The sequence below is a fragment of the Microbulbifer variabilis genome, from assembly GCF_056232115.1.
Window position 1 is genome coordinate 554022 of the sequence record NZ_CP174325.1, and the last position, 17853, is coordinate 571874.

The window sequence follows — 17853 nt, forward strand, 5'->3', positions numbered from 1 at the left end:
AAATAGATCACAAGAACTCACAGCCCCAAAAAAGACCTAACTTTTGAGAAATTGGAAATTTTCATTTTTAAGAGATACCAATATCCAGATACAGCACCAACAAAAAATTCAAACTCTAACCCTACAATATATCGAGACTGATGTAAGAGCGTTAAAGATTTCAGCAAATATACCAACTCTATGCAAAACCATGAAAATATCCTTACCCGGACAACTCATAAAAATTATCATTTTAATATAGAACAATTTAGACTCACACCGACAGATTCTTATAAAAAATATCCAGCAGGTGAGTCTAAATGGCTTATAGATCTTTTAAGCATGCAGGATTAGAGGTACCATCAACGCCCACATCATTATTACTCCAGGTGTTTAATTGATTGGTGCAAAACGCATTTTCATTGTTATCCTGCAAATCATCCTCTCCATTCCCTATGGCTGTATTATTTTTAACGGTATTACCTATACTTCCACCAAAAATGGCTATACCATCATCAAAATTCTCATTTACTTTATTATTCTCGATTACATTATTCGTACTACTGCCAGCTATAAGTATTCCGACAAGCCCATTATCAAATACAACATTTCCAGAAATAAAATTTTGATCACTCGTCATTTGAATCCCTTCATTGCGATTAAGGCTAACAAAATTACCCGTTACTGTTGCCCTACCAGAATCTACCCCTAGGCTGATCCCATCATCATCAGTACCCACAATATGGTTGACTGTTATGGTTGTAAACTTCCCATCAACAAGTATCCCATCGCTACCAGTGGCACTAACGTAGTTATTGTTGATATTGTTAAAATCTGCTAGAGGGTTAACTAGTACTCCAGCTCCACCGGCAGAAACACCAAGTCCAACTATTTCATTCCCTGTAATAAAATTATAACTGCTCGAAATTATAATTCCGTTATCGATGAAATCTGTTATTTCAGAATTGATAATGGTATGAGTGCCCTTGCCTGCCACGCTGACACCATTTGGGCAAGATTCAATTTTCCCATTAATCATACTTGCTGATACCCCTTTAATAAGTATTCCGCTTTCCCCTTCGCCACTTAATGGTGTACAAGTAACTTTCCCGGCGCCAAGCATACGCAGACTACCAAATGGGCCAACTATAGTAAGTGCATAAGGATTGGCGGCTGAGAGAGGGCAATTAAGCTCCTCCACAAGCAAGGTAGGGGTATTGATAGTATCGTAACATTCAACAGAAAAAGCATATGAAGATGCGAAAAATCCACAGGTCAATATAGAAGATGTTAACAACGACCTTGATTTAGAGCTCATAATAAAGTCCTTTTACAATTTAGAGAGATAAGTACGCGCCATAAAATAAAAAACTTAGCGTAGCGGCTGACAAAGATTATCAATCTATCAAAATTTATTCTCTCAATTTAAATACCGAGTAGAAATTTACTAAGTCGCGTTAATTACATTTCGCAATTAAACCTATTATTTAAATATCAAAAAAATGAAAATATAAATTTAATGGAATTAACCAACAGAATAGATATATAAAATTTTCTCACCAACTGGTGTATCTAACAGCCAAAAACCTAAATTCGAGCTTTTAACTTACATATTTAGGGATAATTAAGATATTTTCGTAATCACAATTACCTTGTAAACTAAAGAGAAAGTCGCCGCCTGAGTAACTCCTCATGAGTCTAGTGACTGACGCTACCAACCTTAAATAGACATCGGGCGAAATGGACAAACAGGCTTAACTCCGCTCCAAACGGTTAAGCTCTGATCTTCCTTGTTGTCGGTAGGCGCTCCACTCCGGCTCTTAAAAGAGCCCTCCTCTATAGTCAATCGCATTAGCGCTGTGCCCTTGCGTTCCTGGATGTTGGGAGGGCGGACCCGCTCCCATCGGTCAGGCTCAATATCGTTCATTATGACTTTAAAAGCCTCATCGAACTCCCGGGAGTCATGCACACGTTCCCCACGGCAAAACAACACTGCCGAGCGATAGTTGGCACTGTGGTGAAAAGCAGATTTTGCCAGCACCCATTCATCGTATTGTGCAAATGAAATACAGATTGTTTCCCCCGCATCTACCAGCTTCTGCAAACGGCTTTTATTTGCCACATGGAAATACAGGAAGTCTCTCTTCCGCCATACAGTCAATGGAATAATGACCACCTCCCCATTCTGTATAAATCCAACATGGCCGAGCTTTAGCTCATCTACCAGCTGATACACAACTTCCCCTTGATAGCTGGCTCTCTTTGCCGCCCGACGTATCTTGCTCTTTGCAGTGGCAGGCAACTCAGGGCCAAAATGATTGGTAGTGTCCATAGAAACCTCCTTACTAACCGCTGCTCATTTAATCTATGTCGCCAATCTAAGAAGTTACTGGTACTCTGAAAAGGTCCAGTTTTTGCTCTTTCATGGTGCCAGTTTTGAGCGTTCCAGACTTCACTGACCTAACCCTGGATCGGGCCCAACCACTACAGGCCCAGCTGTATCGAATGCTTGTACAGCGCATTTGCAGTGGTCGGTTGAGCACCGGCAGTAAATTGCCATCTTCCCGCAGAATGTCGGCGTCTCTGGGAGTGAGTCGCAATACCATTACGCAGGTATTGGAACAGTTAAAGGCCGAAGGCTTCCTCACCAGTAGATCTGGTCAAGGCGTGTTTGTCTGTGCATCACTGCCGCCACATGTGGAAGCCCCCCAGCGAATGAGCTGGCAATCGGATACTGATCATCCGCCACAGCTGTCAACTTTCGGGGAATCGTTAAGAAATGCACCGCTTGCCAGGGAGAAGCTATTGCCCTTTACACCGGGATTACCGGATCTCGACAGCTTTCCTTTTCATCTATGGAATCGCCTCTATCGGCGGCATCAAGACAGAACAGCACTCATCGGCTATGGCCCCAGTCAGGGCTATCAGCCATTAAGACAGGCATTGGCAGAATACTTACGTAACTCCCGGGGAGTCCGCTGTAGCGCCGAGCAAATCATTATTACTAACGGTGCCCAGGAGTCCTTGAGTCTCTGTGCACAAGTCATACTAAATCCGGGGGATACCGTAACCATGGAAAACCCCGGCTACAGACGGGCACGCATCGCTTTTCAATCTGCCGGTGCAGACCTCCATTTGGCAGGACTAAAAAATGGCTCTCTGGATGTAGAATCACTGACAAAGCACAATCACACCGCCAAGCTTCTCTATACCACCCCTACACACCAATATCCGATGGGTGGAGTAATGCCTGCCAGTGACCGCTTAAGGCTGCTGGACTGGGCAGCAAGCTCTGAAGCCTGGATATTGGAGGATGACTACGACAGCGAATTCTCATTTGTACACAAACCCGTGGCAGCGCTGCAAGGAATGGCGGAGGACACACCTGTACTTTATATGGGCAGCTTTAGCAAAACTCTTCAGCCCGGTATTCGTCTGGGCTATATGGTGGTTCCCAAATCAGTGATACAGGTATTTAACCACGCCAAAGAGATGCTATCTGGTCACTCACCCCTTCTTTCCCAAGCCATAGTTGCCGACTTTATTGAAGAGGGACATTTCGTACGACACCTGCGTAAAATGCGCATCAACTATCGGGAAAAATGGCTGCATTTTTGCGATTTGGCACGACATAAACTTGAACCCCAGGCGCAACTCATCGCAAGTAGTGCCGGAATGCACGTGGTACTCGCCACGCCCGGCAGGAATGACCTAGAACTGTCAAAGAAATTAGCCGAACACCGCATCGGTAGCACTCCACTTTCTTTTTTCTATCCCGACAAATCCTTGAACCATGGCCTGGTATTAGGGTTCGCCAATACCAGTAAACAGCAGCGAGAGGACTGTATAGATCTTCTGCAGCGTTTTTTGACAAACTCATCCAGCTAGCAAACTTTCAATATCACTATTATTGGCAACAGCATTTCTATGCTATGACCAATAGAAAATACTGTTAGTGCACCTCCTATGCACACTCACCCTGCATATGCCTGATCAACCCTAGCCTGAAGTTATCCACACTTTCCTATTGCCGATAAAGACAACAACTGGGATGAATACACGCTGAAATAGCGAACTTTTTTTGGCACAAGTATTGATCTATGGGAATCGAATTCAACTAGGCTAGGGTTTATGCACAATTCCAGCCAAACTTTAGATACTAGCCAAACAAAAACGGCAACCTCGTCAACTGCATGGCTAGCCATGATAAGCCTTTTTTTAGGCGCCGCCTGTATCCAACTGGTCATTACGCGCTACCTTAATGGCGAGGTGGCACCGCAGGCCTTTGCAGCCGCATTAGAGCAGCTTATTCAAGCGGAAGAAGCCCCCACAGCCATTCAATCTTTAGCCATATTTTTTACGCCGCACATCACCAGCCTGACCTACTCACTGCATTTTGCCATTCTACTTGCCGGGGCACTCTTAATATTGCGGATATTAATGCCCCTAGGCGCCCTACTCATGTTTGTGAGCTTCATAGTATTATGGGGCTTTACTTATATGGGCGAAAATAGCTGGTTCTTTGAATTTTTATCACCGGCGTTGTATGCATTAGTCTTAGCGGTAAGCAGCTATGGCCTCACCCCAAATATTCAGAAACCATCCGATCACCCCTCATCTCATCCAACGCCCTATTACCAGCGTCTATTGGGCGGTATTCTGGCACCCGATATAAGCTTTTTGTCCTGGTGCCTCTGGGTGATTGTGGTATCTAGCGTGCTGTTTGCGATATTTTTGATGTCGCGCAATGGTGGCAATCACATACTTCTAGCCAGCCTATTATCCAGTATCACCATTGCCGTCCTAGCAATACTTTCGAAATTTTTAGACCGATATCGCGTAGTCGCACAGACACAACAATCCAATCTGCTGGTAGGGCGTTGGATTAACCTGTTCACCATCACCATTGGTGTTATGTTGATTTTCCAGGTTTATGAAGACAGCTTACTGAACTGGTTTACCGTAGAGGGCTATAGGGGACTGGTGAACTCCTATGTAGAATACGGAAACACCCCGTTATGGTTTCGCAACGCATTAGCCTGGGTTGCAGAGCATGCCAATATTTTTATGCCCATTCAAAGGGTTTTCGAAGTCTCTGCTGCAATCTGCATGGTCATATTAGTTTTTCGTTTTCCTATTGTTCTATTGACCACTGGGCTATTCGCCATTCTCTCCTTTACCGAATTCGGAGTAACCAATGTTTGGCCCCCAGCCCCTGGCAAGCCCCCGGCCTGGGTGTTTGAGCTACTACTCACAACGTTGGTGAGCTTAACTTGTGGCCTCTACTATCTTTTTGATGCTTTGAAATGCAAATCCTGGCGTTACTGGCTATTGGGTTCCAAGGTGTTTGAATCCATATCCAGTCTGGATAAACGTTTATTATTTATTCTATTTTTCATCCTGGAGATAATTGTATTTTCAGTGAGCCCATCCAGCAAAGAAAACGATATAATAGCATTGCACTTGGCAGCACTCGCACTGATTCCTTTATTTTATACATTGACATTATTAGATGTGCATAGAAAAGATAGCAAATATCATTAATTTTTAAGCAGCCCGACTCTACCCCACTTATCATCTCGAAAACAATGCTCAATAAAAATCATAAATCCCCCAGCATCTAACAAATTATTTTGCGCCGCTTTTAAATCAAAATTTTTTCTTTATAAAAAACCGACAGACACATAAGATACCATTTCGCATTTTTAGATTTATTTCTCACAGAAAAAATTGCTAATGGCATGTAAGCCTGAAATCTATTTATTTAAGCACGCTTACACATAAAATTCTCAACTTTAAGTGTAGATAGGATAGAATCTGATTTACCAGCAAGAAATCTTTTTTTTTGGGGGGGGGATTTTTCTTCAGAAAAAAGACGAGCTGAACTCGAAAAAATTCAGGTTAGGCAAGGGTATAAAGTGGATGGTATTAGTTGATGGCGAAGGAACTCCATTGAGTGGTGTCATTACTTCGGCCACACTAGCAGAAGTAAATTTATAACAACCACTACCGGGTGTTATCTAAAAAAATAACGTCTGAAGCATGACAAAGCCGCAAATTCAGACCAGTTAAGCGACAGTTTACCCCGTTGTGGGATTTACCTGACTTTTCCTTATCTTAGGAATAAAAAGGAACCTTCGAAACAAGATGGCAGAAAGCTTAGAAGGTATGTGTGACATTGAAAGCGTTGAGCAAGCTTTTACATGGCTAGGAAATTGCCGTCGTTTAGCCGTCAGGTGGGATCGCTATTTATCTTCTTAAAGGGCTTTCACCATATTACCTATATGTTAGTTACATTAAAGAAATTCTGAAATATATTTTCATAATTATGAAATAAAAATGCGCCCACAATGTGGGCGCATTAAGTTTCTACACTAAATTTTAATTTGTAGTATAACTCCAAACTTTGGATGCATCATCTCCACATTCTACCTTACCGAGAAGCATCGTATCTGTTCTGGATGGATTAGTCTGTGGAATCAAGCAAGTGCCTGTCGATCTATTTTTTATCTGAAAATAGCTACCACCATCAGACAAGGTATATGGACCAATGAAATCCCAGGTAGTGGAGCTCTCTATATTATTACTTAGTCCCAAACTGTTATACCCAAAGCCTTGATTCAAATCTTGTATATAAGAATCCGCAATGCGATCCCAAATTAAGTATCCACCCTCATATTTCGTTACAGCTATGGATCCATAAGCGCAACTACCCAGCCTAAATGCATCAACTTCACCACTTAGATTATCTCTATAATGAGTTAAACATAAATTCTCTCCTCCCGTTATTCCTGAAGGACTAATATCGATAAGCTCACCATCGGCTTTGCTAGGTAAATCGACAGTCTCTAAAGCGAAGAACTCTGTCTCAGATGGAACCAATCCGCAGTTAACAGCAACTAAGCTAGAACTATCGCTATTATAGTCAAGACACTTTCCAGTATATTTATTTTGCAAACGGAAAATACCATTGGTATCCAAATCCATCATATACCATGTGGCTACATCACCAAGCCCGCTTACAAATCTTATTCCATCTTCTTTATCCTTTAAATTTCTACCATTACGTGTTATCCGGTACCCGTCGTTGTATTTTGCCAGCTCATAGAGAAAAGCATTGTCATCACAACCTACTACACCTGATGTTCCAAAGCATACATCTGCTTCTGCATGTCGGATACGAACGAAGGCCTCTTCATCGGGAATATTTACACCATCAACCTCCCAGATGGAGCCATCTTCGCAATTGCCTGCAGCAAGAGATCCAGCTTCATTTACAATCAGGCACCTTCCCGTATTCGCATTTTTAAATTCAAAGTATGGATTAAACCAGGTTGGAGGCTCTGAAAAAAGTTCCCATACTGAATCTGCTCCCAAACCACTGCGTATAACAAAACCTTCTGCATCCTCGCCTTTATCTTTAAAATTGCGATTATCACTGAGCCTGGTTATTTTATATCCATCACCATAAGGCAATAGAATAAAATGATTAGCCTCTATATCACAATATTTATCAACTTTTCCATCTAAATTGACACATGCATCAGTTGGCATATGTCTAAGCCTTACGCCAGCGAAACTCTTTACTGCATACGCATTAAAAAATTCAAATGAATCCTCAGCAATTTGGAATTTTGCTTCCGGCATATCGAAATTGTAACGATCCCATTGATCTGCAACATGCACAAGATCTCTGAAAATCATGTTACGCTCAGCTTCGCTGGAAAATAAACTGATATTATTAAGACTATCTAGATAAATATCACGATTTTCATTACATATAGAATCATTTGAATAATTACGGAAATCATTTAACCATTCATCTCTAAATAAACCATTGCTACAAGCAGTTACAAGAGACCGTCTATAGTCATTCAATTTCGTATTTGTAAAATCAAGAGTAGCTGATGCCATGCCAGGTACAGCACCTTCAGAAATTTTAATACCGACCTTACTCAACAAAGCATTGTGATCAGTACTTTCATTAGCCGTGATAATTTTATCATAAACTTGATAGGTATCAAATCCTGCCCTACAGTCACTCTCGTCACCGTCTGGTATGTTTAAATAATCTTCTACATCTTCTTGCAGCATCTCAATCGAGTACAATATATCCTGAGAGATCATCTCCGTCGGTTCAATATTATTCCAGGTTGGATACTCTTCTCGATTGTAACAATAACGATTGTATTCTTGCCTATGAAGCAATTCTAACTGGATAAGAGAAACATATGTAGGGACGAGCTCATTAATCAGTTCACGATAAGATTCAGGAGTTGTGGCACCGATGTCCACTTTATTAAGCTCGTTTTCCAGATATCCAGACCAAGTGATTGAAAGGGCTTTTAATTTTTCAGCTAACTCTACATGCTTTTCGTATCTTTTGAAAATTGCTATTTCAGTTTTCGCATCTTCGAAAATAGATTCTAATGTTTGTTGTGCGTCAGTGGTAACATTAAGTTCTAATGATTGGAGACGTGAATTTAACTGTTCTAAACAGCCCACAATTTCCGGATCAGCTCCAGGTCTTTCTTGAAATGTCCGCCCTTCCGCAGCCTTAAAAGCAAAAGGAAATACCGCAGATAATGCTGATAAAGGAGAAGCATCCAAAACTTCCTCCATTAGCATACCTGCCATAACGAGCCCTACACCCGCCCCATCGTATCCCACAGTTGATGTAGCCTCTCTGGTGGCATAATCGTAACATGCGCCAGATAATTCGGTCGCATTTACCGACTGGTTTGAAATTGCTAAGGCTATAGCCGCAATCAGCCCGGCTCCCTTTAAAGGTTTCATAACTCGTTGACCCTATATTTTTCTAAAGGAGAAATCAGGATAATCTGATATTTTTAGAAACGTAAGTTCCAGTTTTGAAAAAAATATAGGTCCAGTATCAAATAAAAATCTATCAAGATTACTGTTAATAAATTAGTTACAGATGATACTTTTTGGCAAGAAAAAGATGGTGAGCACTCACTCAAGCCTTTAAGTGACAAACATGGCAGATTAACAATCTGCTTGAGGATAAATGATATCCTATAAAATTAATTTTATTCTTTGAAATTTATCAATGATGAGCATACCTGATTTTAATGATTTATTAATAGACAAGAGAAAACCGATCAAAGAACAACTTTATTATGCTTTGCTCGAGCGAATTGTAAATGGCCGCCTGGAGACAGGTTCAAAACTACCATCTTCAAGAAAAATGTCTGAATATTTATGTATCAGCCGTAGCACTGTTATTCGAGTAATTGATCTATTAAAAAAAGAAGGTTTTTTAACTAGCAAACCATGTAGCGGAGTATTTATTACCGATAAGCTGCCTACTTATGCTTTTGATATTCCATATAAATTTCGAGTTGAAAAATTCAAAAAAAACACCAACTACTTGCCAAGCCTGTCAAACTATGGTGAGTCACAAAATGTATTAGCAATAAATAATTCGCCTTGGCCAGAAACATTGCCTTTTTCACCAGGGTTGCCAGATCTAAAAGCATTCCCAAACCGGGCATGGAATGAGTTATACCGAAAGAATATAGGAAAAATCTCAATTGATCATTTCAGTTGCTCAAGTGGCTACTTACCATTAAGGGAGCAAATATCCAAATATTTATGTAGTTATCGAGATTTAAATTGCATACCAAGTCAAGTCATCATTACCAGTGGTGCTCTTGAGTCATTGAATTTGTGCAGCAGGGTCTTATTAGATCCTGGTGATACTGTACTAATGGAAAATCCAGGCTATAAAAGAGCAAGACATTTATTTGATGCAATGAATGCAAACATAGAGTTAGTAGCATTAAAGAAAAAGTATATAGATATCGAAGATCTATCAAAGAAAAATATGAATGTAAAGCTCCTCTATATTTCTCCGAATCATCAATATCCATTAGGAGGAGTTATCCCCATTAAAGAAAGATATACTTTATTAAATTGGATAACAAAGTCTAATTGCTGGGTGATAGAAAATGATTATCAATCTGAATTTCTGTTCAACAGAAAGAGTAGGGATACCTTGCAAGGCTTAAAAGAAAATACCCCTATAATCTATGCTGGTGGATTTAGTAGAACTCTAATGCCTGCCTTACGCTTAAGTTATATTGTTGTCCCCAAGGAGGTAGCATCAACCTTTGTAAACGCAAAAGCACACATATCTGGTCCGTCTCCTTCCATATATCAAGCAGTATTATCTGATTTCATAAAAGAAGGGCACTATATAAAACATTTACGAGAGATGCGTAATTCTTACTTTGAAAAATGTAATCACTTTTGCAACATTATTAGTAGAGAACTAATAACCTCGGTAAATATTATTTCCAGCAACTCACCAATGGATATTGTAATTCAATTTAAACACCATGATGATGTTGAGATCTCAGAAAAATTATCTAAATACGGATTTGGAAGCACGCCTATTTCCCCGTATTATTATTCAGGAAATAAAAAATCTGGCTTAATAATCAATTGCGCTAACTCGACAAAATCCGAGAGAGAACGCTTTATATCTTGCATAAAGAATATTTTTAAAAATTAATTTTACGCGAAACCACTCGGTATAAATTTTTTTCACAAATAGATGCATTTAATTATTAGCACTTACTCACTGTTCATTTCTCTATGCTACATTCTTTGTTATAAATACACTTTAAATTCACTTGTGATGCTGTATTAAATGTTTAATTGGTTTAAACCTTAATGAAATTAAAAAAATTCACTAATCTTATATTGTCTCAAAAATACCCTTTGCAAAAACAAATTTATAATTTCATTGTAAAGCTTATAGAAGATGGTGAACTGCTGCCAGGAAACAGGTTACCTTCCTCAAGAGTCTTGGCCAAATATCTGGACGTTAGTCGAAATACTATTATTCAAGTAGTAGAGAAATTGAAAAAGGAAGGGTTTTTAGTAAGCGAAGCTCAAAAAGGAATTTTTATAAATTCAAATATCACAATCTATAAGAAATCAAGGGAAGACATTCAAAAAGTCAATGTAACTAATTGTAATGTTAAATCTCTTCCCGGTTTATCAAGTTTTGGTGAGTCAATGAAGAGATTGCCTTTGGTTAAATCACATTGGAGTAGTACGCTTCCTTTTTCACCAGGTTTGCCCGATCAAAATACTTTTCCTTACGATAAATGGCAGAAATTATATCAGATGCATCAAGGCAGGATCTCCGTAGGTGGATTTGGTGATCCAAGAGGTTATGCTCCTCTAAGAGAGAAAATTGCGGAATACTTGCGTATTTCTCGTGGTGTTCACTGTACAAAGGATCAAGTAATAATCACAAACGGGTGTATGGAAGCTGTAAATCTGTGTTCAAAGGTCATATTGAATCATGGAGATTCGGTGCTTATTGAAAATCCTGGGTATCCTCGTGCACATCAAGTATTCAGTGCGCTTGGCGCCAATATAAATTTGGTCGAACTAAAAAATGGATGTACAAATACTGATGATATAAAAAATTACAAATTATCGGGAAAAATTCTATACCTTTCTCCTACTCGCCAATATCCTACAGGATGTATAATGGAATATGAGAATAGGGTTAAGTTACTTGAATGGGCTACAAAGAACAACTGCTGGATTTTAGAGGATGATTATAACATTGAATTTTCAAAAAGAAATAATTTAGTAACCCCTCTACAAGGATTGATTAAAAATTCTCCAACACTTTATATGGGTAGTTTTGATAGAATTTTAATACCCAGTATACGATTAGCTTATCTGGTAGTTCCCGAGCCTGTGGTACCAGCTTTTATAAACATAAAAAATAATCTCCAAGGACCTTGCCCATTATTATATCAAGCAATCTTAGCTGATTTCATGAGTGAAGGGCATTTTATACGTTACATACGGAAAATGCGCTCTCTGTATACTGATAAGTTAAACCATTTATGTTGCCTCATTCACGAACATCTTACTCCTCAGGTTAAAATAATTTCAAAAGATTCAGTAATGTTTATTGTTTTGCTCACACCAGGTATGAATGATATAAAAATTGTAGAGGAACTTTCAAAGTATGGATTTGGCAGCACAGCACTTTCATTATGTTACTTTGGAAAAATAGAAAAGTCTGGTTTAATAATTGGTTGTGCAAACACAACAAAATTACAGCGTGTAGCCTTTACAAGGCGCCTAGAAAGAATAATCAACTCTAAAGACTTTAACTATTGAAGAATTTTTTATATGAACTTTTAATTTTTACCGAATAAGTAAACCTTCTTAAAAACGATTTAAACTTCTCATTCTTTGATGATGCTCGCGGAATTCAATTTGAGCTAGGTATATGTTGCATAAACTACTTCTGCTTGTAGTTTATGCAAAATTATCCTTATCAATATTCTTAATTTAAAACCATGACTTATTACTGAATGCGTAAGAATTATCTATAACGTTTTGACCTATTTAATCTTACTTAATTTTATATATAAAACTTATTTGCTTTCAAATAAATTATAACTAAGAAAATAATACCAGTTTTAAAAAAAGTTTAGGGCCAGTTAAAATAATCATGATACCAGTTGCAAAAAAAACATGGTACCAGTTATAGAAATTTATCCTTTCAAATGTAGAATTCTTATAACACTAAAGGCCAATTGGCATGTGGCGGACTAACCACAATCAAACTGTATGAAAAGTGATCTACCACAAGGCCTATAAAGTGATAATGAATCATCTACTACCGAAATATTTATCCACAATGAGAAAAGCATCTCAATTAACAAGCTCTATGAGTTTTATAAAAAATTAGAGAAATACTCTTATGGTTATTGGCTAGATTAGAGATCTCTAAAGTTTATTAATTAATGGTAGTGCATATTTTTAATACTGCTATAAATTAGCATTCGATTGGAGAGCTCCATAAATACTTATAACAGCAATATATATTATGAAAAAACAAAACGCTATATAAGGTTATGCATGAAATCTAAAATGGTAAATATCATAATTCATAGATAGCAATATAAATGAATCTATTCAAGGTTCCAAGTATATATAAGACTAATGATATTAAAAGAAATTGGTGCTAGTAGTGAGTGCTCCAGATTTTATTGATTTAAATATATCTCGCGATAAGCCACTTCAAGAGCAGTTATATAAAGCTCTTGTTGAACGAATAAAAAGCGGAAGATATCCAGCTGGTTCACAGCTACCCTCTTCACGTGCAATGTCTAAATCTATAGGTGTTAGTCGTAATACTATAATTCATGTTATAGAGCAGCTAAAAAAGGATGGCTTTCTGGTTAGTAAAGCATCTAAAGGGGTATTCGTATCTCCAATCTTTTCAGCTTGTATCGATAAAATAACTAATATCAGTAAGAACGCTAGCAAAACTGAATTATCACTTCCTAGCCTGTCGAACCAAGATAAATTAAGCGCGATAGAAAACACTTACTGGCCAGATTCTCACCCGTTTTCACCAGGGATGCCAGATGTAAAATCTTTTCCATATAAAAAATGGGGAAAGCTTTTTCATAGACATCAAGAAAATATAAAATTCAATGGGTATGGTGATATTAATGGATACCAACCATTAAGAGAATTGTTATCTGACTATTTAAATTCCACTAGAGGAACCTTTTGTACTCCTGACCAAATTATTATAACAAGCGGACGCCTAGAGTCTTTGGATTTGTGTGCAAGGTTAACTTTAGATGCGGGAGATACAGTACTCATGGAAAATCCAGGATGTACTAGAGCCAGATTTTTATTTAACACAATGCATGTAAATTTGAAACCTCTTGAGGTTAACCAGGGGGTTTTAAATGTAGATTATTTAATGAAAAATAAAATAAATGGAAAACTTCTTTGCTTAACACCAAACCAACAGTCCCCGTTAGGTGGAATTATTCCTTTTCAAGAAAGATTAGAAATACTCAATTGGGCTGAAAAAAATAAGTGTTGGATATTAGAGGGTGATTCTGACAATGAACTTTTCAACGAAGGTATACCCGTTGATTCAATTCAAGGCTTACATAGCAGCACTCCTGTAATTTATATAGGAGGGTTCAGTAGAGTTTTACTACCAAATCTGCGCTTGGGTTATTTAATATCTCCTAAGCCTCTAGTGCCTGCTTTCAAGAATGCAAAAATGCAGCTCTCAGGCCCTTGCCCTCTCACACATCAAGTTATATTGGCAGATTTTATACGCGAAGGTTACTTCACTCAACATGCACGTCAAATGAGGAAGAGTTATCAAGAAAAGTTGGATCATTTTTTTGGTCTAATGAGATGTGACCTATCTTCCAGTGTAAATATCATTTCCAAACGTTCTGCTTTAAATTTTACATTAAATATTCCTGGACATAATGATGTAAAGATTTCTGAAAATTTATTTAAAAAAGGCTTTGGTAGCGCTCCAATTTCTCCTTATTATTATTGTGATAACTCAAAAGAAAATGGTCTAGTTTTAGGATGCGCCAATACAAGTTCATGTGACCGTATAAGATTTATTAGCACCCTTAAAGATCTACTAACTTAACTTCCTTTTCACTTATTGAGCCCAATTTATTACAAGGAAAATATCGTCACTATAAATGGCATTACTAACATTTATCAATGTACAAAATATAATCCAGAAAATTCTTAGGTTCTATGGTGAAAATTTTAGATCTTACAGATATATTTATAGATCGAAATCAACCTCTTCAAAAGCAGCTATATAAAGCTCTGCTGAATAAGATTGAATGTCAAGTATTTACGAGCGGGTCAAAACTGCCATCATCTAGGATAATGTCCGAGTCTTTAGGTGTAAGTCGCAATACTATTATTCAAGTTATTGAACAATTAAAAAGTGAAGGTTTTTTAGTTGCCCAGGCAGGTAAAGGGATATTTATATCTTCAAAAACGCCAAACAATATATCTGATAGATCATTCAGTTGTTCGAATAAGGGGCAGTTTTTTTTCTCAGAAAGCACTCACTCTTTACCTGACTTATCAAACTATGGTGAGTCTATAAGATCATCATCATATTCTTTGTCTCGATGGCCTGAATCGCTTCCATTTTCACCTGGTCTGCCTGATCTTGAGGCCTTCCCCCATAATAAATGGTACAAATTATACCGTCAAAATTTAGATAGAATCACTATAAGTGGATATGGAGACTCACGAGGATATTTACCGCTTAGAAAAAGACTTTCAGAATATCTAAGAATATCTCGTGGCGTTCATTGTTCCGAGGAACATATCATTATCACGAATGGTGAATTGGAAGCTCTAGATATTTGCATCAGAGTCATATTGAATAAAGGTGATTTAGTATTGATTGAAAATCCTGGCTATAAGCGAGCTAGATTCTTATTTAAGTCTATGGACGTGAACTTACAAGAAATACAAATTGAAAACGGCACTTTTAATGTAGACAATTTAATTAAAAAAAATTTTGTAGCTAAACTTCTTTTTTGTTCACCAACTCATCAATATCCCTTGGGTGGTATTATGGAGCTTAAGGATCGAGTAAAATTGCTGAACTGGGCTGCAAAATCTAAGTGTTGGATTTTTGAAGACGATTATGAGAGTGAATTTTATTCTCAAAAAAAGCCAGTCGCTGCCTTACAGGGGTTAAGGAAGGATGCTCCAGTCCTCTATTGTGGAAGTTTTAGCAAAACTCTTATGCCGAGTCTAAATTTAGGTTATCTCGTAGTGCCTGAGCCTGTAGCACCAGCTTTTATAGAAGCAAAAGGCCAAATTTCTGGGCCATCTACATTGCTTTACCAAGCGATATTGGCCGATTTTATTGGCGAAGGACATTTTGTACGCCATATAAGAAGAATGCGTAATATTTATCAGGAAAAATGGGTTCATTTTTGCACACTTATTCAGAGTCGATTAAAATCACAGGCACAACTAATTTCTCCCGGTACACCAATGAATCTTGTAATTGCAACCCCTGGGCACGACGATATAAAACTGTCAAAAGATTTAGCTAACCATGGCTTTGGTAGCACCCCACTATCAACTTGCTACTTTGGAAAAATAAAAAGAAGCGGACTAATTTTAGGTTGCGCTAATACAACAACGTCACAACGTGAAGAATTCATATCCTATCTAGAAAGATACTTAATTAAAAAATGAAATATCTTAAGATTTAATTTCAATTATAAGTTTATCAAATCAGGAATGCTCCTGACATTTTTTGTAAGAAGTATTATTTTTTTCAAAATTAATTTTGCCCCAATTCCCCCCCAAAAAAAGAAGTGCCCCCCGGGAAGGGATTGCGAAAAGTGACTACCAGAGCATTCAACCAGTTCTTGAAGACGCTCCCACTGAGCAGGAGAGAGACCCTTTAATGCATTAGTCCCAAGTACCCTCTTAATAAGCACTCTATTTCTAATAAACGCCCAGTTAGAGGTATTCAGTAATACGTTTTCCGCATCAGATATCGAATCACCATGAATAACTACAGGAAAAGGATAATCGTCGTAATTGAAAGTGTTCGCGGACTTAAGGCTCCATTCTAAGTCTTCTACAAATTGGCCATTCTTATACATCAGGCCCGTGCCAATCAATCCCACAGGGGTGGCCCCCAGGATCCTCTGCCGATAAATATCTTTTGGGAGAATAGTATGGCCGTTATAGGTACTTTGATCTTCCAGTGCCTGAAAAAACCAGGGGTATAAGCTCTCCCGGTTTGCCAGCCCTTCTGGTGTCATAGCGATATTTTCAGCATTTGCTTTTGGCAAGAAGCCTGGAACAGCGGGATCTCCCGACATGGCAACAAACATCACTATTGAGAAGCTCTTACCAATCGCCTCCTTCCCAAGAGCTCCTGCAATCTTGCATCCCATACTCCAGCCACAAACGATTACCTCACGTTGTAAGTTATTCTCAGTGACAATCTTGTCAATTACTTCCGCGACCTGCTTACCCCAGTCTGCGATGGTGAAATTGGGATAATATCCATCAAAGGCCTTATTGGCGATGGGGAAGGATATAGCGAGGAAGGGGTGGCCTGAACGATGTACCCAATAACTGATAAAGTCTTCTTCCCTGGCCTCGGGGCAGCCATAAAAGATACGGGCCAAGTGAGAGTTACCCGGCACAAATACCATTAGAGGTTTGGATTTATCTGCAGCCATATAGCGATAAAGAACGGGGAATCCTGCTACAGTGCTCATTACCTCCCCTTCTTGCAACCTGCCAGATTCGGTGTTCCCCATGCCGTTTACCACATCTGAATTATCCTAGTCAGCAGACTTATTCGCTTAAGGGCACCTCTATTTAAGAGATCAAAAAACACCCCAAACTCTTCAGCTCTTGCTCTTACCTTTTCCCCAAACTTCCTCAAGCCGCTGATCCCGCCCGCAGCGAAAGCGGTAGTATTTATAGCGTAGGGGATTGCGCTGATAATAATCCTGGTGGTAAGCCTCTGCCGGATAAAAAGTAGCGGCAGGCTTTATCTGGGTGACAACTTTCTTACCCAGCTCGGCCTCTACTTTCTTCTTACTCTCTTCGGCCAGCTTTTTCTCTTCTTCATTACCGTAAAAGATCTCAGCACGGTACTGATCGCCCCGGTCACAAAACTGGCCACCGGCATCAAAGGGGTCCACGTTGTGCCAAAAAATATTGAGTAACTCGGAATAACTCACTTTGTTTGCATCATATTTAACTTGCACCACCTCGGCATGGCCGGTGCCACCGGCAGAGACCTGATCATAGGAGGGGTTCTTTACATGACCACCGCTGTAACCTGAGGTGGTTTCCAGCACGCCATTCACTTTGTCATACGGCGGTTCCATACACCAGAAACAGCCTCCAGCAAAAATAGCGGTTCGTATATCAGGAGAATCCTGGGCATATCCGAGGGTGGCTGCCAGAAGAATAAACAGAGTAAAAATACCGCGCATAACGAATTCCTATGGAATGTTCTAT

General features: G+C 38.8%; 11 protein-coding genes. 6 read left to right on the top strand and 5 right to left on the bottom strand.

The window, feature by feature from the left end:
• Positions 1 to 304: 304 nt before the first annotated feature.
• A complete protein-coding gene (locus tag ACJJI7_RS02410; RefSeq protein ID WP_444901035.1) occupies positions 305 to 1297 on the bottom strand; it encodes a right-handed parallel beta-helix repeat-containing protein in 993 nt (330 codons plus the stop codon).
• Positions 1298 to 1699: 402 nt separating this feature from the next.
• Positions 1700 to 2311: a pyridoxamine 5'-phosphate oxidase family protein gene (locus ACJJI7_RS02415; protein ID WP_444901034.1), complete on the bottom strand. Its 612-nt coding sequence runs from the start codon at positions 2309 to 2311 to the stop codon at positions 1700 to 1702.
• Positions 2312 to 2415: 104 nt separating this feature from the next.
• Between ACJJI7_RS02415 and pdxR (ACJJI7_RS02420) the strand changes: the two genes are divergently transcribed.
• Together pdxR (ACJJI7_RS02420) and ACJJI7_RS02425 are read left to right on the top strand one after the other, a co-directional pair.
• Positions 2416 to 3867, top strand: a complete 1452-nt coding sequence (gene pdxR / locus ACJJI7_RS02420) for a MocR-like pyridoxine biosynthesis transcription factor PdxR (RefSeq protein WP_444901033.1) — start codon at positions 2416 to 2418, stop codon at positions 3865 to 3867.
• A 243-nt stretch (positions 3868 to 4110) separates the two neighbouring features.
• Positions 4111 to 5523, top strand: coding sequence for a hypothetical protein (locus ACJJI7_RS02425; protein ID WP_444901032.1), 1413 nt, complete (start codon positions 4111 to 4113; stop codon positions 5521 to 5523).
• 837 nt (positions 5524 to 6360) lie between these two features.
• Here the strand turns inward: ACJJI7_RS02425 and ACJJI7_RS02430 are convergent.
• Entirely contained in the window at positions 6361 to 8775 is a 2415-nt protein-coding gene (locus tag ACJJI7_RS02430) for a ricin-type beta-trefoil lectin domain protein (protein ID WP_444901031.1), read from the bottom strand.
• Between the two features lie 274 nt (positions 8776 to 9049).
• Here ACJJI7_RS02430 and pdxR (ACJJI7_RS02435) point away from each other — a divergent pair, with 274 nt between their 5' ends.
• From pdxR (ACJJI7_RS02435) to pdxR (ACJJI7_RS02450), 4 genes are all read left to right on the top strand, one after another.
• Positions 9050 to 10516: a MocR-like pyridoxine biosynthesis transcription factor PdxR gene (gene pdxR / locus ACJJI7_RS02435; RefSeq protein WP_444901030.1), complete on the top strand. Its 1467-nt coding sequence runs from the start codon at positions 9050 to 9052 to the stop codon at positions 10514 to 10516.
• Positions 10517 to 10677: 161 nt separating this feature from the next.
• A complete protein-coding gene (pdxR, locus tag ACJJI7_RS02440; RefSeq protein ID WP_444901029.1) occupies positions 10678 to 12156 on the top strand; it encodes a MocR-like pyridoxine biosynthesis transcription factor PdxR in 1479 nt (492 codons plus the stop codon).
• Positions 12157 to 13015: 859 nt separating this feature from the next.
• A complete protein-coding gene (gene pdxR, locus ACJJI7_RS02445) occupies positions 13016 to 14464 on the top strand; it encodes a MocR-like pyridoxine biosynthesis transcription factor PdxR (protein ID WP_444901028.1) in 1449 nt (482 codons plus the stop codon).
• Positions 14465 to 14580: 116 nt separating this feature from the next.
• On the top strand, positions 14581 to 16056 hold the full coding sequence (gene pdxR / locus ACJJI7_RS02450; RefSeq protein WP_444901027.1) for a MocR-like pyridoxine biosynthesis transcription factor PdxR: 1476 nt from the start codon (positions 14581 to 14583) through the stop codon (positions 16054 to 16056).
• 23 nt (positions 16057 to 16079) lie between these two features.
• Here pdxR (ACJJI7_RS02450) and ACJJI7_RS02455 read toward each other — a convergent pair whose 3' ends face one another.
• Positions 16080 to 17099: an alpha/beta fold hydrolase gene (locus ACJJI7_RS02455; protein ID WP_444901026.1), complete on the bottom strand. Its 1020-nt coding sequence runs from the start codon at positions 17097 to 17099 to the stop codon at positions 16080 to 16082.
• Positions 17100 to 17231: 132 nt separating this feature from the next.
• Positions 17232 to 17828, bottom strand: coding sequence for a peptide-methionine (S)-S-oxide reductase MsrA (gene msrA, locus ACJJI7_RS02460; RefSeq protein ID WP_444887072.1), 597 nt, complete (start codon positions 17826 to 17828; stop codon positions 17232 to 17234).
• Between the last annotated feature and the right edge of the window lie 25 nt (positions 17829 to 17853).